At 67.7% G+C, this 16,834-nt stretch carries 18 protein-coding genes; 9 read left to right on the top strand and 9 right to left on the bottom strand.

What is annotated here, in order from left to right; translation table 11 throughout:
* Positions 1-75: 75 nt before the first annotated feature.
* The 6 genes from VMT40_RS09220 (at position 76) to VMT40_RS09195 (ending at position 8,134) form a co-directional block, all read left to right on the top strand.
* A complete protein-coding gene (locus tag VMT40_RS09220) occupies positions 76-2,670 on the top strand; it encodes a DNA translocase FtsK (RefSeq protein ID WP_326357563.1) in 2,595 nt (864 codons plus the stop codon).
* A gap of 54 nt (positions 2,671-2,724) precedes the next feature.
* On the top strand, positions 2,725-3,825 hold the full coding sequence (locus tag VMT40_RS09215; RefSeq protein WP_326357562.1) for a hypothetical protein: 1,101 nt from the start codon (positions 2,725-2,727) through the stop codon (positions 3,823-3,825).
* 52 nt (positions 3,826-3,877) lie between these two features.
* The gene (locus tag VMT40_RS09210; RefSeq protein ID WP_326357561.1) at positions 3,878-5,194 is read left to right on the top strand and encodes a KamA family radical SAM protein; all 1,317 of its coding nucleotides are present in this window, start codon (positions 3,878-3,880) and stop codon (positions 5,192-5,194) included.
* A gap of 79 nt (positions 5,195-5,273) precedes the next feature.
* A complete protein-coding gene (locus VMT40_RS09205; RefSeq protein WP_326357560.1) occupies positions 5,274-5,705 on the top strand; it encodes a hypothetical protein in 432 nt (143 codons plus the stop codon).
* Positions 5,706-5,840: 135 nt separating this feature from the next.
* On the top strand, positions 5,841-7,475 hold the full coding sequence (locus VMT40_RS09200; RefSeq protein ID WP_326357559.1) for an adenylate/guanylate cyclase domain-containing protein: 1,635 nt from the start codon (positions 5,841-5,843) through the stop codon (positions 7,473-7,475).
* Positions 7,472-8,134 (top strand): Crp/Fnr family transcriptional regulator, encoded by a 663-nt coding sequence (locus tag VMT40_RS09195; RefSeq protein WP_326357558.1) that lies wholly within the window; start codon positions 7,472-7,474, stop codon positions 8,132-8,134. The genes VMT40_RS09200 and VMT40_RS09195 overlap by 4 nt, the downstream gene beginning before the upstream one ends.
* A gap of 26 nt (positions 8,135-8,160) precedes the next feature.
* Here VMT40_RS09195 and VMT40_RS09190 read toward each other — a convergent pair whose 3' ends face one another.
* Positions 8,161-8,667, bottom strand: a complete 507-nt coding sequence (locus tag VMT40_RS09190; RefSeq protein ID WP_326357557.1) for a nuclear transport factor 2 family protein — start codon at positions 8,665-8,667, stop codon at positions 8,161-8,163.
* 149 nt (positions 8,668-8,816) lie between these two features.
* Between VMT40_RS09190 and VMT40_RS09185 the strand changes: the two genes are divergently transcribed.
* Positions 8,817-9,884: an AraC family transcriptional regulator ligand-binding domain-containing protein gene (locus VMT40_RS09185; protein WP_326357556.1), complete on the top strand. Its 1,068-nt coding sequence runs from the start codon at positions 8,817-8,819 to the stop codon at positions 9,882-9,884.
* Here VMT40_RS09185 and VMT40_RS09180 read toward each other — a convergent pair.
* A complete protein-coding gene (locus VMT40_RS09180) occupies positions 9,857-10,168 on the bottom strand; it encodes an EthD family reductase (protein WP_326357555.1) in 312 nt (103 codons plus the stop codon). The genes VMT40_RS09185 and VMT40_RS09180 overlap by 28 nt on opposite strands.
* Positions 10,169-10,300: 132 nt before the next feature.
* Here VMT40_RS09180 and VMT40_RS09175 point away from each other — a divergent pair, with 132 nt between their 5' ends.
* Complete coding sequence (locus VMT40_RS09175) at positions 10,301-11,203, top strand: LysR family transcriptional regulator (RefSeq protein ID WP_326357554.1); 903 nt, start codon at positions 10,301-10,303, stop codon at positions 11,201-11,203.
* Positions 11,204-11,206: 3 nt separating this feature from the next.
* Here VMT40_RS09175 and VMT40_RS09170 read toward each other — a convergent pair whose 3' ends face one another.
* The 5 genes from VMT40_RS09170 to VMT40_RS09150 form a co-directional block, all read right to left on the bottom strand.
* Complete coding sequence (locus tag VMT40_RS09170; RefSeq protein ID WP_326357553.1) at positions 11,207-12,151, bottom strand: YihY/virulence factor BrkB family protein; 945 nt, start codon at positions 12,149-12,151, stop codon at positions 11,207-11,209.
* Positions 12,152-12,226: 75 nt separating this feature from the next.
* Positions 12,227-12,493, bottom strand: a complete 267-nt coding sequence (locus VMT40_RS09165) for a cold-shock protein (RefSeq protein WP_326357552.1) — start codon at positions 12,491-12,493, stop codon at positions 12,227-12,229.
* 84 nt (positions 12,494-12,577) lie between these two features.
* Positions 12,578-13,207 carry a UdgX family uracil-DNA binding protein gene (locus VMT40_RS09160; RefSeq protein WP_326357551.1) on the bottom strand — a complete coding sequence of 210 codons (630 nt, stop codon included), beginning with the start codon at positions 13,205-13,207 and terminating at the stop codon, positions 12,578-12,580.
* Positions 13,208-13,216: 9 nt separating this feature from the next.
* Positions 13,217-13,636 carry a low affinity iron permease family protein gene (locus tag VMT40_RS09155; protein ID WP_326357550.1) on the bottom strand — a complete coding sequence of 140 codons (420 nt, stop codon included), beginning with the start codon at positions 13,634-13,636 and terminating at the stop codon, positions 13,217-13,219.
* Between the two features lie 23 nt (positions 13,637-13,659).
* Positions 13,660-14,205 carry a hemerythrin domain-containing protein gene (locus tag VMT40_RS09150; protein ID WP_326358547.1) on the bottom strand — a complete coding sequence of 182 codons (546 nt, stop codon included), beginning with the start codon at positions 14,203-14,205 and terminating at the stop codon, positions 13,660-13,662.
* 351 nt (positions 14,206-14,556) lie between these two features.
* On the opposite strand from VMT40_RS09150, the gene VMT40_RS09145 reads away from it, so the two are divergent.
* Positions 14,557-15,021: a CinA family protein gene (locus tag VMT40_RS09145; protein ID WP_326357549.1), complete on the top strand. Its 465-nt coding sequence runs from the start codon at positions 14,557-14,559 to the stop codon at positions 15,019-15,021.
* Position 15,022: 1 nt separating this feature from the next.
* On the opposite strand, the gene VMT40_RS09140 is transcribed toward VMT40_RS09145, so the two are convergent.
* Positions 15,023-15,385 carry a MerR family transcriptional regulator gene (locus tag VMT40_RS09140; RefSeq protein WP_326357548.1) on the bottom strand — a complete coding sequence of 121 codons (363 nt, stop codon included), beginning with the start codon at positions 15,383-15,385 and terminating at the stop codon, positions 15,023-15,025.
* Between the two features lie 423 nt (positions 15,386-15,808).
* Positions 15,809-16,789 (bottom strand): TIGR03557 family F420-dependent LLM class oxidoreductase, encoded by a 981-nt coding sequence (locus VMT40_RS09135; RefSeq protein ID WP_326357547.1) that lies wholly within the window; start codon positions 16,787-16,789, stop codon positions 15,809-15,811.
* Between the last annotated feature and the right edge of the window lie 45 nt (positions 16,790-16,834).

The following is a 16,834-nucleotide window of genomic DNA, read 5'->3' as shown; positions in this document are numbered from 1 at the left end:
CGCCACATGTCTGATATGGGTGGGTCGGGTGTTGCGGATGGTCTGGGTGGGGCGGGAGCGGCTAGCCTGGGACGCATGGCAGGGAAGGCCCGCAGCGGAACGTCACGTACGAGAGCCGGGACCGCGCGGGGTCAGGCCCCCGCGCAGTCCCGTGCTCGCGGGCCGCGCACGGCCACGCGGGCCCGGAAAGCACCGGCGCGGAAGGCGCCCGCGCGGCGGCCGGTGCGGCGGCAGTCGAATACCGCGCCGCTGGCCGTGGTTCGGCGCGGCGTCACCAGCGCCTGGACCATGACGGCGCGCGGGCTCGGGGCCACGACGCGGGCGGTGAGCCGGGCGGGGGATATCGAGCACGGGCATCGGCGCGATGGCATCGCGCTGGGGCTGGTGGCTTTCGCCTTCATCATCGCGGCGGCGGTGTGGCTCTCGGCGGGCGGGCCGGTCGGGCACTGGGTGGACGCGGTGGTGCGCTGGGTGGCCGGATCCGCTTCGGCGGGACTGCCGTTCGTGGCGGTGGCCATCGCGGTGATCCTCATGCGGACCGAGCCGAATCCGGAGATCCGGCCCCGGCTGGTGCTGGGCGGGCTGCTGGCGGGCCTGCCGATTCTGGGCCTGTGGCACATGGCGGCGGGTTCGCCGACCGACTATCACGGCCGGGCGCACGGTGCGGGATTCGTGGGCTATGTGGTCGGCGGTCCTTTGAAGGACGGGCTGAGCGCGTTCCTGGCCGTGCCATTGCTCATGCTGGCCATCGGTTTCGGTGTCCTGCTGCTCACCGGCACCCAGGTGCGCGACATTCCCGCCCGCATGCGGGAGATCTTCGGCACCGACGCGGGCGGCGACGAATACGAGAGCTACTCCGAGGAACACGGCCTCTACGACCCGGCCAACTACGACGCGGACGGCTTCCCGCTGCACCGCCCCGAGGTGCGCAAGCGGCGAGGCAAGACGCCGTCGGAGAACTACCCGCCCGACGAGTTCGCCGGTTCGGACGCCGTCACCGAGATCATCGGCGAACCACCGCTGCAGGACGCCAAGGACATCGTCGCGCCGGAGGAGAAGCCGAAGGCCAAGCCGCGCAAGCCCGCTCCGAAGGTGGTCGATCAGACGCCGCCGCCGCCGGAACCGCAGCAGCTGGAGTTCGTCACCGACCGCGAGGTCGACGGCGACTACACGCTGCCCGCGCTGTCGCTGCTCACCGACGGCGATCCGCCCAAGAAGCGCAGTGCGGCCAATGAATCCATGATCGAGGCCATCACCGAGGTGCTGGTCCAGTTCAAGATCGACGCCGCGGTCACCGGTTTCGTGCGCGGCCCGACGGTCACCCGCTACGAGGTCGAGCTGGGCCCGGGTGTGAAGGTCGAGAAGATCACCGCACTGGCCCGCAATATCGCCTACGCGGTGGCGACCGAGAACGTGCGCCTGCTGGCCCCGATTCCGGGCAAGTCGGCGGTCGGCATCGAGGTGCCGAACGCGGACCGCGAATTGGTGCGCCTGGCCGACGTTTTGAAGGCCCCGAGCACCCGCAACGACCATCACCCGCTGGTGATCGGTCTGGGCAAGAACATCGAGGGCGAGTACCTGGCCGCGAACCTGGCCAAGATGCCGCATCTGCTGGTGGCCGGTTCCACCGGTTCGGGTAAGTCCAGCTTCGTCAACTCGATGCTGGTCTCGCTGCTGTGCCGGGCCACCCCCGAAGAGGTTCGCATGATCCTCATCGACCCCAAGATGGTGGAACTGACGCCCTACGAGGGCATTCCACACCTGATCACGCCCATCATCACCCAGCCCAAGAAGGCCGCCGCCGCCCTGGCCTGGCTGGTGGAGGAGATGGAGCAGCGCTATCAGGACATGCAGGCCAACAAGGTCCGCCACATCGACGACTTCAATCGAAAGGTGAAGTCCGGGCAGATCACCGCGCCGCTGGGCAGCGAAAGGGTGTATCGCCCTTACCCGTACATTCTCGCGATCGTCGACGAGCTCGCCGACCTCATGATGACGGCCCCGCGCGATGTCGAGGACGCCATCGTCCGCATTACCCAGAAGGCCCGTGCCGCGGGCATTCACCTGGTGCTGGCCACCCAGCGTCCGTCGGTGGACGTGGTGACGGGTCTGATCAAGACGAATGTCCCGTCCCGCCTGGCGTTTGCGACCTCCTCGCTCACCGACTCCCGGGTCATCCTCGACCAGCCGGGCGCGGAGAAGCTCATCGGCATGGGTGACGGTCTGTTCCTCCCCATGGGCGCGAGCAAACCGACTCGTCTACAGGGCGCGTTCATCTCCGACGAGGAGATCGCGGCCGTCGTCGACTTCGCCAAGACCCAGGCCGAACCCGACTACCAGGAGGGCGTCACCGCCGCCAAGGCCGGGGAGAAAAAGGACGTCGACCCCGATATCGGCGACGACCTGGACCTCCTGGTACAGGCCATCGAACTGGTCGTCACCTCCCAATTCGGTTCCACCTCCATGCTTCAACGCAAACTCCGCGTCGGCTTCGCCAAGGCGGGCCGCCTCATGGACCTGATGGAAACCAGGGGAGTGGTCGGCCCCTCCGAAGGCTCCAAGGCCCGCGACGTCCTCATCAAACCCGACGAACTAGACGGTGTCCTCTGGACCATCCGAGGCGGCGGCGAACCCCCCACCTCGGATGACTCTGAGCCCCAAGACTTCTGAGTTCGGTCTTCGTCGGGCTTTGAAGCTTCGCGGGCAGGCTCTACCCTGAATCCCGTGGCAGGCGGGGGAGTTTCGTGGCGGCGTCGGATGCGGCGGTGGCGCTGGCCGGAGCCGCGGTGGATCGCGGGGTTGGGCGTCGGCGTCGCGACGGTGTTGACGCTGTCGACGCTGGCTCGCGGATTGCCGGACTACTGGCGCAATTTCGAACTGAACACCGCGGCCGACCTGATCGGCGCGGTGTTCACCATCTTCCTGCTGACGCCGATCATTCAGCGGGTGGGCGAGTCTCGGGTGCGCGAGCACCGGGAACTCGACTACGGGCGCTTTCTCGATCGGGCCGATCGCAGCACCGATGCCGTCCGGGTCGTCGACACCTTCTCCAATATGCTGCTCGACCCGTATGTCGACCGGTTCCGGCGGATCACGCGCGCGGCGCTGGCTCGCGGTGTGTCCGTGCGGATCCTGCTGATCAACCCGTCCACCCTGGCGGCCGAGCAGCGTGACCTCGAGCTGGGCGCGGCGGAGGATCTGCAGCGACAGCTCGCCCGCAATCTGACCACTCTGCGTGATATGCAAAGGGAGATAGGCGAACTCGTGCGCAAGCTCGGCGGGCGTGGGTTGCGTGGGGATTTCCAGGTCCGGCTCTACTATTCGGGTCCCGATGTCACCATGTATCGGTCCGACGACCGGTGCCTGATTTCGTTCTACACTCTCGGCGAGCTCTCCGGTGATTCGCGGCAGCTGGAGGTGTCGGTGCGTTCCCCGCTCGGCAAATTCGTCAATGATCGATTTCACGCCGTCTGGGCTCGCTCGGCACCGCTGGAGCACCTGATCGGCATCACCCTGTCCGACGGGCACGGTGACGAACTCCGCCGCTTGGTGAGATCCATTGTGGTGGACAATGTCCGGTATCTGCACAGTTCGCGGGTGGATCGCTTTCTGGATCGTGACGACGCCGACGCGATCACCGCCAAGCTGGACAGCGGCGACGACTACACGCTGACCCGGGTGGCGGACGAAGCGCTGACCGCCCGGCTCACCGCCGTGCTGTCCGGGATCTTCTCCGAAGCCCCGACCGGCAGCTTCCACCGCCTCGATCCGATCGACGGAATCCGGGAGCAGGCCCGCGAAGACGGGGCAACCGCGGATCGATAGGATCGGACCTCGGTTGCTCGACGCCCGTCGGGCATGTGGCTGGAGGCATCGGATGTCGCTGGGCACCACGGAGTATGGATTTCGTGCGATCGGTGCACGGGAGCTCCCGGCTATTGCCGCGCGGGCCGGGCTCGATGCGGCCGCGGCGCTCGAACTGGCCGCCGTGGCCGCGGTCCTGCCGTTCCGGACGAATCGGTATGTCCTCGACGAACTCATCGACTGGACCCGCGCGCCCGAGGATCCGATCTTCCGGCTGACCATGCCGCATCCGGGCATGTTGACCGACGACGACCGCGCCGAGGTCGTCTCGCTGCTAGTCGGCCGGGCCTCGGCCGCCGAGATCCGGCATACCGCCACCCGAATCCGCAAGGCCATGAACCCGCATCCGGAGGAGCAGCGCACGCTCAATCGTCCTGAGGCGGAAGGGGAATCGTTCGAGGGGCTGCAGCACAAGTACCGCAGCACCGTGCTGTACTTCCCCAGCAACGGTCAGACCTGCCACGCGTATTGCGCGTATTGCTTTCGATGGGCCCAGTTCGTCGGCGATCCCGAATTGCACATGGCCGCGCCCGGACCCGAGACGCTACTGCGCTACCTGAAGCGGCACCCCGAGGTCAGCGACGTCTTGGTGACCGGCGGCGATCCGATGATCATGAGTGCCCGGGTGTTGGCCCGCCACCTGGAGCCGCTGCTGGCCCCGGAGTTCGAGCAGCTGTCCTCGATTCGGCTCGGCACCAAGGCCCTGGCGTTCTGGCCGCACCGCTTCGTCACCGATCCGGATGCCGACGAACTGCTGGCGCTGCTGTCCCGGATCACCGCCTCGGGTAGGCACCTCGCGCTCATGGCGCATGTCTCGCACACGCGGGAGCTGGAGACCGATATCGTGCGCACCGCCATCGCGCGACTGCAGGGCACCGGTGCGACGATCCGCTGCCAATCGCCGCTCGTCCGCACCGTCAACGACTCGGCCCGGGACTGGATCGCGTTGTGGCAGAGCGAAGTTCGACTCGGCATGATCCCGTACTACATGTTCGTCGAACGGGACACCGGCCCGCGCGATCACTTCGCCGTCCCGCTGGCCGCCTCCGCCGCCCTCTTCACCGAGGCCTATCGGTCGGTCCCCGGCCTGGCCCGGACAGTCCGCGGTCCTGTCATGTCGGCGACACCCGGGAAGATCGTCATCGACGGTGTCACCACCATTGCCGACCGTCGTGTGTTCGCTCTGCGTTTCCTCCAGGCCCGTAACGAATCCTTGGTGGGTACACCGTTCTTCGCGAACTACAGCGAGACCGCGCGTTGGCTCGACGATCTCACCCCCGCGTTCGCGCCGAGGTTTCCGCACGAGAGTTCGGGCATGCCTTTCCTGTGAATTTCCTCCGAGCGAGACAGTGAAGCATTATCGTTTCTCTTCGCTCACGGCTGACGTGGGCGACGAGAGGAGCACATTCATGAACACCATCCGGCGGGCCGGGGTCGGCGCGACCGCGATCGGCGCGGCGGCGGCTGTCGCGTTGCTGACCGCACCCGATGCCAGCGCGCTGGTCAGGGGGATCAGCGTGACCAACAGTGACAAGTACTGCGCCAATTCGACCTATACCGTGGCGGTCAATGTGACCGCGACGTCCTTTCTGTTCGATGTCAGCCTGAGCGACAACGACACTCAGATCGGCAGCACCAAGCCGTCGAACGGCGTGGCCACCTTCTCGTGGACCCCGACCAGCACGGGGTCGCACACCCTCAAGGCCGTGCAGGAGCTCATTAGCACCAAGTCCACCACCGTGACCGTGGTCGACTGCACCCCGACCGGTGGCGGTGGCGGCACCGGTTCGTCCGCCGGCAACCCGCTGGCGGGTTTGCTCAGCAGCCTTTCGGCGCACTGAGTATCCCGGTCGAAAGCGATAGCGGGGGCGAAAGAGCCTGAGCCCCAACGGCGCGAGCCCGCGCGCCCGGCCGGAACACGTCCTCCGGCCGGGCTTGCGGCCCCGCGTGCCCGCTGGCGTCGGTAGGGTTCAATAGTGTCGAAATCGAGCGTCCTCACCTGGGTCGCCGCGATCAGCCTGCCGGTGGCGGGGCTGTGGCTGTTGCTCTCGCATCCGCGGTTGGACGTTCACTACGAGCATCATCCGGAGCATTTCTGGCTGGTGCTGGCCGCGGCGGCGCTGGCCATGGCACTGGGGATCGTGCTGTATCGCGCCGCGCGGGCTCGCCACGATCTGCGACTCGTGCTGGTGTCGTTGATGTTCCAGTTCGCGGCCGGATTCCTGGGTCTGCACGCCATTGCCACGCCCGGTGTCATCATTCAGATGCCCAATGCCGGATTCGTCTACGCGGTACCGGTCGGTTTGACCTTGGGTGGGTTCGCCGCCCTGGCCTCGGCCTTCGAATACGGTCCCGTCGGCGCGGCACGCATGAACCGGCTCATCGGGCTGCTCTCGGCGCTGCCGGTGACCCTGCTGATCGGGTGGGCGATGTTGTCGCTCACCGGATTACCGCCCTTCGACGCCACGCCCAGCGCGACCGAGACCTCACGGTCACTGATCATCGTCGCCTACGCGGGGTCGCTGTCGTATCTGGGCGCGGCGGTGGTGTACGCCCGCCAGTTCTACCGCCGTCGCGGATTGCTGCTGCTCAGTGTGCTTTCCGCGTTCGTTCTGCTGATCGAGGCGCTGCTGGCCGTCGGGTACGGGCGCAGTTGGCAGGCCTCGTGGTGGGAATGGCATGCGCTGATGGTGGCGGCCTTCGCCTTGATCGCGGTGAGCAGTCACGTGCAGTTCCGGCGGGAAGGTTCGTCGCTGGGCTTGTTCGACAGCGTCACGCTGAATCAGACCATGGCCAATCTCGAGCGCGATTACACGCGGGCGCTCACCGAGATGGTGGAGGTACTGCGACAGCGGGCGGCCGTGGGCGTGCCGGTGGACCAGCCGCTGGGTTCGGTCGGGGTGGAGTTGTCGAAACGGTTCGGGCTCACCGAACGTCAGCTCGCGGTGCTGGAACAGAACGCGCGGCTGTACCGTCAGCTGGACCAGTTGTTCCGCTCGTACATGTCGCCGCAGGTCGCGACCGCGCTGATCGCCAATCCGGCGGAAGCCGATCTGGGTGGGCGGATCGCGGAAGTCAGTGTGCTGATGGCGGATCTGAGCGGGTTCACGCCGTTCGCCGAACGCACCGACCCCGCACTGGTGGTGCAGATGTTGAACACCTACTACGGCGCGATCGTGCCGGTGATCCTGGAAGAGGGCGGCGTGGTGGTGCAGTTCGTCGGGGACGCGGTGATGGCGGTATTCAACGCGCCCACACCGCAACCCGATCACGCGCTGCGCGCCGCCCGCGCCGGATTGCGACTGCAGCAGGCCGTCGCGCACATTGCGGCGGGGCGACCGGACTGGCCGCGATTCCGGGTCGGCGTGAATACCGGTCCGGCCCTCGTCGGGAATATCGGTGCGGCACAGATGCGCAACTACACCGCCATCGGCGACACCACGAATACCGCGGCTCGGTTGCAGGGTGTCGCGCAGCCGGGTGACGTGGTGATCGGGCCGCAGACCCGCGCGCAGCTCGGGCCCCGAGCGTTCGTGCAACCGCTGCACGCGATCCCGGTGAAGGGTCGCCGGGAGCCGGTGAACTGCTTCGTCCTGCGAGGTGTGCGGTGACGGAATACGCGCTGCTGGCCAGCCTCACGCCCGACGAGCGCCGCGAGGTCATCGCCTCGTGTGTGCTGCGGCGGTTCAAGCGCCGCGAAATCCTGTGCCACGAAGGCGATCCCGGAGACACCCTGCACCTGGTGCGGTCGGGTCTGCTGCTGATCCGGGTGACGACCCCGCTCGGCTCAACAGCCACCCTGACCATGATCGGACCCGGCGATTCGTTCGGTGAACTCGCGGTGCTCAGCCCCGACGCGCGGCGCACCGCCACCGTGGAGGCGGCCGAGAACGCCGAAACCCTCAGCATCACCCGGGATCGGCTCCAGGCCCTGCGCGCCGCCAACCCGGGCATCGACCAGATGCTGACCGCAACCTTGGTCGAGCAGATCCGACGGCTCTCGGCGACCGTCCTCGAAGCGCTCTATCTGCCGGTGGAGGCGCGGGTGGTGCGCCGCCTGGCCAATCTCGCCCGCATCTACGGCGGTCCCGCCCCGATCGCCGAAATCCGGCTCACCCAGGACGATTTGGCGTCGATGGCGGGCACGACGCGGGTCACGGCCAATCGGGTGCTGCGGGATCTCGAGGATCGGGGCATCGTCTCGCTGGGCCGCGGACGGATCACCGTCACCGATCGCGCGAAACTGGTGGCGATCGCGTCCAGCCCGTAAACCGGTGGTGCCGGACCGGATTCGGCTCAGCCGCCGAAGATGGCCTTGGGTTCGCCCAGGTACCAGGTGTTTTCGATGCGCATGCGGTGAATGAGCCAGCGGTCGCCGTCGCGCTTCAGCTCCAGCACATAGGGGTTCTTGAGCAGGGCGAAGGTGTCGTGATCGGCGGTCAGCAGGTGCTGGGCCTCCACGAGTGCGGTCATCCGCGCCGTATCGCCCTCCACGGTGATGCGCGGATTGGTGACCTGATGCGTGGTATCCACGCGGCCGGTGAACATGCCGAGAATCGCGTCGACAATGGCGTCCCGCCCGGTCATGACGGGCGGCTCGGCTCCCCAGCGGGCGGCGGCGGGCCGGAAATCGAGTTCGGCGTCCTCGGTGAAGGCCGAGGCGAACAGGTCGCGGTCCTTGCGATCCTGGCCGAGAGCGAATCGGTAGAGAGCGTCGGTGATCTCGGCTCGATCGCGCAGTTCGGCGGTGACGGCGGCCGAATCGGCGGCGGGGGCGCTCAGGGCCCGGTGGGTGACGCTCACGGTGATCTCCTTGTGGTGGTGCGTTTCTGGGAGGCAACCCAGTGCGGGGGAGTCGGTATTCCGGCAGCACCGAACGTAGGGGTGGGAACAACACCGGGACATGTCGCGGTTGTAGCCGTTCCCCAGCCGGAGTCGGATCAGGAGTTGCCATGACATCACCACAGCGCGGTGGGCTCGCGAACACGGTGTCCTCGCATGTCGCGGTGCTCGCGCTGGATACGGCCAAGCAGGCCGGGGTGCCGTGTTCGGAGCTCGCGCCGATCGCCGAACTGGTGCGGGGCAGGGCGGTGGACGGTCGGACGCGGGTCCCCACCTCGGACATGGTGCGGCTGTGGGAGATCCTGCACCACCACATCGGCCCGGAGGCGGGTATTCGGATGGCGGCGCTGGCCGATCCGGGCCGCCTGCACGTGTGGGATTACCTCATTGGCGCCGCACCGACCCTGGCCGCCGGGCTGCGGACCGCCGCCGAACACACCGCGACCATTTGCGATCCCGCCGTGTCGATGCGGATCGCCGACGATGGCACTCGGCTGTCCCTGGATCTCGCCGACTCCCCGTTCCAGGGCCCCGCGCTCGCGGCCTTCGTCGAATTCGCGCTCGCCATAACCCAGCGGCGAGCCCGAGAAGTATTCGGCGACTGCGGTATTCCCGTTCGCGTCGACCTGCCGCATGCCGCACCGCGTCGGTACGACTATCTCGTCGAGGCCTTCGGCACCGGCAATATCCATTTCGGGCAGGAACGCGGCGGCCTGACCTTCCTGTACACGGACGCCCGCACCCGCGAATCCCACGACCCGCACCTGTATTCGATCCTGCGGGACTACGCGCGAAACCTGCTCGAGCATCCACTTCCGGTCCCGTCCTGGCCGGAGGAGGTGCGGATCGCCATTCGATACATCTTGTCCGACAACACCTCTCACGGCATCGACATCGATGACGTCGCCCACCGCCTGAACCTCAGCCGCCGCACCTTCCAACGCCGCCTGGCCGAGCACGACACCACCTGGCGTGCCGAACTCGACACGGCGCGTTTCGAATTGGCGACCGCCCTGCTAGGCGATCCAGCGCTCCCGGTGCGCGCCATCGCCCTGCGCCTCGGCTACGACGACCATCGCACCCTCGCTCGCGCCTTCCAACGCTGGACCGGCCGCACCCCGTCCGAATACCGCCGCGAACTGGCGGCGGATCAGCTGGTGCCGTCCCGCAGCGGGTAATCGAGAACGACCACACCACCGGTGGCGTAGTTGGCGACATCGGCGGCCGCCCGCTTGCCTTCCGGCGACGCCTGAGACGCGGCCAGGGCGTCGGCGTCGGCGAAATCGGCTTCGAAGATCGCGAAGTACGGTGCCGCCCCGTTGGCAGCCGCCACGTCGAAGCTGTAGCGGCAGGCGAGCAGGCCCGGCATTTCCCTGACCAGGGGAAGGTGTTTGGTCACGTAGTAGTCGCGAAAGTGGTCGGGGTCGACAGGCTCGGGATACAGGACCAACAACCTATGCATGACTGCCTCCTGCTGCTACCGCGATCGGTTGAATCGTCATATGCGCAGGTTAGGGCTTCATGCGTGGTCGAGGGAAAGACCGAGACGCGATAGACTCAGAACGATTCGTTATCAATTGGCGGGGGAGGGCATGTGGCACCGGATACGGTGAGTCTGCGCTATTTTCTGGTGCTCGCGCAGGAGTTGAACTTCACCCGCGCGGCCGCCCGGATCGGTATCGCGCAGCCCGCCCTCAGCGCCCGCATGCGCCGATTGGAGGCCGAACTCGGCACGGCCCTGCTGGTACGCAATACCCGCAGCGTCGAATTGACCACGGCCGGTGCGGCTTTGGCTGAATCCGCGCCACCCGCCCTGGCGGCCCTCGACCGCGCCTGGGACACCGCCCGCAGCGCGGGCGCCGGTGAACTGGGCACGCTCCGCATCGGCTACAGCCTCAGCACCGGTGCCGAAACCGCACCGGCCCTGGTGGACAGGATCATTCGCAGCAGCCCCGGACTCGAGGTCAGCGCGGTCCCCATGGCAACGCCGGAGATTTCCCTCGCGGTCGCCGACGGCCGCGTCGACGCCGGGATCACGCGCGGTGAACAGCCGGGTCGTGGCGTGCGCCGGTTCCCACTGCGGCGGGTGCGCGTCGGCGTCCAGATGGCCGACCATCATCCACTGGCCGAACACCCGGAGATCGAAATCGCCGAGGCGGCCGCCTATCCGCTGCGACTGCCCGACCGTTCGGCCAACCCCGCGATCCACGATCAGTTGTCCGCACTGTTCCGAGAAGCCCACCCGAACCCCCGATTCCACACGCTCGCAGTCTCTTTCGACCTTTCGCAGCACGACCTACGCGACGGCCTCACCCTCGCCCCGGCCGGTGAAACCGCCCTCACGACACAACCGACCGGCCTCACCTGGCGACCACTGCGGGCCGCACCCCCGTTGACCATCCACCTGGTCCTCCCGCGCGTCCAGTCACCCCTGCACCGCCGCATCCGCACCGTCGCCAAAACCCTGGCCCACGAACTGCATTGGCTGCCGACCTAGCGCCTAGACCTGTTCCGGCTCGTCGTCGGGTTGATCGCGTGGTGGGAGGAAGGGCTGCTGGTCGGGAGGTTGGCCCTGGGCGAGGCCGCGGGCCCGGGCGAGTTCGGCGTCGAAGGCGGCGCCGAAGAGGACGGCGAGGTTGGTGAGCCACAGCCAGATCAGGAAGATGACCGCCCCGGCCAGGGAACCGTAGACCTTGTTGTAGGAGCCGAAATGGGCTACGTAGAGGGCGAATCCGGCGGAGGCCGCGGCCCAGATGAGGACGGCGGCGGCGCTGCCGGGGGTGATCCAGCGAAAGCCGGGTTGGCGGACATTGGGTGCGGCCCAATACAGGAGGGCACAGACCAGGCTGACCAGCAGCAGGAGCACCGGCCACTTGGCGATGTTCCATACGGTGACGGCGGTGGTGCCGACGCCGAGCCAGCGGCCGGTGCGTTGGGCCAGGTCGCCGCTGAGCACCAGGCCCACCGCGGTCGCCGCGACCACCACGACGACGGCGAGGGTGAGGCCGATGCGCAGCGGCAAGGTTTTCCACGCGGCGCGGCCTTCGCCGACGTCGTAGAGCGAGTTGGCGGCTCGGATGAAAGCGCCGATGTAGCCCGAGGCGGTCCATAGTGCGGTGATCAGACCGAAGATGGCGACGGGGCCGGAATAGGTTCGAGCGCCTTGCAATTGGTGCAGGGCGTCCACCAGCGCGCCGGTCTCATTGCTGGACCCGGCAGCCTGCACCGTGGAGATCAACGCGTCGGTCGCGCCGCGACCGAGCAACCCGAGCAATGCCGCCAACAGCACCAGGCCGGGGAACAGTGAAAGCACGCTGTAGTAGGTGAGGGCCGCGGCCCAATCGGTCACCCGATTCGACCAAATGGACCCGAAGACCCTGCGCGCCACCCCGATCCACGCGCGCCGTGACAGATCGGTCGGTCCGCCGATATCGTGCCCGTCCATCTCCACCTCCGCGCGGTGTCGCCATACCCGACCGCCGGAACCCGAAACCGCGGTCGGGAACGGGTGGACCGCGAATCAGCGCGGGCGTACCGCCGCGGCGTGCAGGCCGCGCTCGTCGCGTTCGACGGTGAAACTCACCGGCTGATGTTCGGTCAGGGTGCGATAGCCGGGGAGGTCGATGCCGGAGAACTCGACGAACACTCGCCGCGCCGGTTGCCCGTCGGGGGTGATGAAACCGAAGCCCTTCGCCGTGTCGAACCAGAGGACGACACCGTGCACACGCGGTTCGAGAGCATCGGTGTGATCGATGTCGCGAGCGAGATCTGGTGAGGTGACCGGCATTTCGGGCCTCCTTTGTCAGTGGAGTTTCTGGCGGAGGGGAGCTACCCGCGTAGGGAGGCGTGAAACATGTTGGCGGGCAACGGTTCAGCCGCCGGTACCCGGCAATCCGGTGGGAAACATCGAGCGGGCCGCCCGCAAATCCTCGACAAACGCGGAGTACGCCTCGGTGCGGTCCGGCGCTCTCAACACCGCCGACGGGTGCACGGTCGCGATCACCTCGTACTCCTCCGTCGAGATCAACTTCCCACGCTGCGCGGTGACCCGAAACGACTGTCCCAGTATCGCTTTGGCGGCAATGCTGCCCAAACACACCACGAGCCTGGGTCGCACGATCCGCATCTCCGCCTCGAACCACGGTGCGCAGGCCACGATCTCCGTCCGCCCGGGCTGCGCGTGAATGCGGCGCTTGCCACGCTCGACGAACTTGAAATGCTTGACCGCGTTGGTCACATACACCGCGTCGCGATCGATCCCGGCCTCGGCGAGCGCGCGATCGAGCAGCCGCCCGGCCGGTCCGACGAACGGATGACCCTCGCGGTCCTCCTGATCGCCGGGCTGTTCACCGACCAGCACGACCTGTGCGTCCGCGGGACCCTCGCCGAAAACCGTCTGCGTCGCATGGCGATACAGATCGCAGCCATGGCAGCCGCGGGCGGCCTCGCGCAGGTCGTCGAGATCGCCGTCGGGCGGCACGTACCGCGTCGCGTCCGGCATGTTCGTCTCCTACCCGTCGGAAGTCTGCCGTCGGCCCGATCCCTCACGTTTCTCCAGGCCGACGGAATCGGCGAGTTCGCTACGGTGCCGGTCCAATTCGGGGTATTCGGCACTGAGCTCACCCATGAACGCGGCCAGTGCGCCCGCGACCGCGTTGAGCTTGTCCTGCACCGCGGCGTCACTGCGGCGCTGGGTGTTCTGCAGCAATGCCACCAGCAGGAAGGTGATGATGGTGGTGGCGGTATTGATCACCAGCTGCCAGGTGTCCACGCTCGGCAACACCAGAATGGACGGCACCCAAACCACCACCAGCCCCACGCAGAACACGAAAAATCCTGCCCGCGAAGCCCAATCGCTGGTGCTGGTGGCGAATCGGTCGAACAGCGACAGATTGCCGCGGTCGCCCGCCTGTGGTTTGGGTCTGCCCATCATGCGCTCCCGCACTGAAGAACTCAGGCTTCCCGCGGTTTGGTAATCGCATCGCGGGCGCGGTCGAGCATGGCCGCGAACGGGCCGGTCAACAGGTTGGCTTCCACCGACTCCACGCCCGGATGCGGCCGGGTCGGGGCCAGCGCCTCGGCGATCTCCACCGCCCGCCGCATGGCCCGCAGCTGGCGGGGTTCCAGCTCGTGCCGCAGCTGCGAGAACTCGTCCTGCTCCTCGTGTTCGGCGTGGGCGACGACATCCTCGCGCAACTGCGCCAGGCCCTTCTCGAACTCGGCGGAATCGATATCGAGGGATTCCACTTCGGCCAGTTGCTGTTTGGCCTGATGCTCCTCCTCGAGCCGGGCGGCGACCACCGTGGCCCCGTCCTCGATCTCGGTGCGGGCCCGCGGATGGATGATCTCCTCCTCGGCGGTCTCGTGCACGGCCAGCAGGCGGCGCAGGGTGCGGAAATTGGCCTCCCGCTCGGCCGGATCGGTGGCGTCCAGGGTCTGGGTGAACAAGGTCTTGATCAGCTCGTGCTGACGCAGCAGCAATTCCAGCGCGTCGCCGATGCTGTCGGGCTCGTGCGTCCGACCGGGGTCCTCGTGCGCCCGACCCGGATCGTTGTCGTGGCTGTGCGCGCCCGCCTCGCGCGGATCGGCGGAATTCTCCGCCCCGAAACTGCCGCTGCTGGCCTTGCCGCCCTTGCGGGCCTGCTCGACGGTGTCCGGGCGGTTGCCGAACTGGCCGGGATTGCCGGTGTCTGCCATGGGATGGTCCCTCCTCGTAGCGAACGATTCACCGGCGTCGGGCCGGGTGTGTTCGCCGTACCCCGATTCGGGGATCTCACGCACGCCCTCGGGGTGGTCGATTCAGTGGTCGCGAGCGGGGTAGTGCTGAGGTCGAATCGAGAGGAGGCGGGCATGGCGGAGATCGGTGAGCTCACCGAACGCCTGGCGGACGCGGCCCAGCGGGCGGGCCGCACCGTGGCGGTCGCGGAATCGTTGACCTGCGGGAAATTGTCCTCGGCCCTCGGCGCGGGACCCGACTCGGCGCGCTGGTTGCGCGGGGCGGTGGTGGCCTACAGCGCGGAGGTCAAACATCGGGTGCTCGGGGTCCCCGACGTTCCCGTCGTGTCGGAGACGGCCGCGCATGCCATGGCCGCGGGTGCGCGGTCGTTGCTCGGCGCCGATATCGCGGTGGCGGTGACCGGGGTGGGCGGGCCCGGTGCTCAGGATGGTGAGCCCGCGGGTTCGGTGTGGCTGGCCGTGGACGCCGGGGCGGAGAAGTGGGCGCGGCACGAGCAATTCGACTGTGCGCCAACGGAAGTCCTGGCCGGTGCGGTCGAAGTGGCGATCGGTATGCTGCTCGAGGCCGTCGAGGGTTGAGTTACGGCTGTGCGCCCGGTCGCTCGGCCGCGTCCGTATTCGATTGGCGTAGTGCGGCGTTGGTGGTTTCGAGGGCGGCGTTGGTGGCGCGCAGGGCGGTATTGGTGTCCTCGAGTTCGAGGATGCGCCCGATTCCGGCCAGGTTGATGCCCTGCCCGGACAGGGTGACGATGCGGGCGAGGCGGGCCAGGTCGTCGCCGCTGTAGCGGCGGGTGCCCCCGACGCTGCGGGTGGGGGTGATCAGTCCGTGCTGCTCGTACAGGCGCAGGGTTTGCACGCCGACGCCCGCCAGTTCGGCGGCCACCGAGATGGCGTAGACCGCCTGTTCGGAGCGCGGGAGGTGGCCGTGTTCGCCTGCCAGCATCCGGGGTGCCTTCCTCTTGTACAGCAGTGTCGGTTGGAGGTCAGATTACCTTGCCCCGAATCTTGCACTCACCTATGGAGAGTGCTAAATAATATCTGTGTCAGATGACAGAGGTTATCTGATCCCCTTTCGATCGAGAATGAAGTGAGTTGGAGGTGGCGGCGGTCCCCTGCGCCGTTCCGGTGATCACGTGGTGAGAGCGAGGTGATGCCCGGCAGGAACGACAAACGGACACCGCATTCTCGTGCGGGCGGGGCGCTATCCCCGAGCCCCTCACGAACGTCGCAGTGGCGGAGCGGTCTTCGGTGCACAAGCCGCCACCGCGGTGGGTGGGCACGCGCCCCGCATCCGCCTGCTGGAACCCCACGATCGATTCCGCGACAATCGCTTCGAGCTTCGCGGCCATGCGGTCCACACGCCTGATTACGGGGCGGCGGCCCGCAGCTTGTCCAGTAGTGGCCCGGCGGCCTCGGACAGGAATCGCTGCTGTGCCTCGTCGCCGACCTGCACCAGCGCGATGTCGGTGAATCCCGCTTCCCAGTAGGGGCGTACCGCTTCCACGATGGCGTCGAGGTCGGGGCCGCAGGGGATCGTGTCGGCCACATCCTCGGGCCGAACCAGGCGCGTCGCGGCGGCGAAGGCGTCGGTGGTGGGGAGATTGGAATTGACGTCCCAGCCGCCGGTCGACCATCGGAACTGCTCGTGGGCGCGCTGAATTGCCTTGTCGCGGTCGGTATCCCAGCACACCGGCAGCTGCCCGGTCATGCGTGCCGGGCCGGTGGCGTCGCCCCGGGCCGCGGTCCAGGAGCGCACCAGGTCCGCGTCGGGATCGGTGCTGATCATCTCGTCGGCCAGCGGCGCGAACCGCTCCACCGAGCGGGCTCCCGACACGGCGACGGCGATCGGCACCGGATCCGGCGGCAGATCCCAGATGCGCGCGGAATCGACACGGTACCAATGCCCATGGCGGGTGACCGTCCGGCCGGTGTGCAGTTCACGGATGATGCCGATGGCTTCCGCCAGCCGCTCGTGGCGTTCGGCGAGCCCCGGCCAACCCTCGCCCACCACATGCTCGTTGAGGCTCTCGCCGCTGCCCAGCCCCAGGGTGAATCGGCCTCCGGCGAGGATCTGCAGGGTGGCGGCCTGCTGGGCCACGATGATCGGGTGATACCGCATGGTCGGGCAGGTCACGTAGGTCATCAGCGGAATCGACTCGGTGGCCTGCGCGACGGCCCCGAGCATGGTCCAGGCGTGCGGCGCATGCCCCTGCTCGTCGAGCCACGGCGAGAAGTGGTCGCTGCTCACCAGGAAATCGAATCCGGCCCGCTCCGCGGCGACCGCGTACCGCACCAGCTCGCGCGGCCCGCTCTGCTCGGTCATCAGTGTGTATCCGAATGTGGTCATGGCTCACTCCTCCACCTGTCGCCGACTGAGATACCGACGAGCTAC

The organism is Nocardia sp. CDC160 (genome assembly GCF_035818795.1).
Lineage (GTDB): Bacteria > Actinomycetota > Actinomycetes > Mycobacteriales > Mycobacteriaceae > Nocardia.
This window is presented reverse-complemented; position numbering and strand designations above follow the sequence as displayed.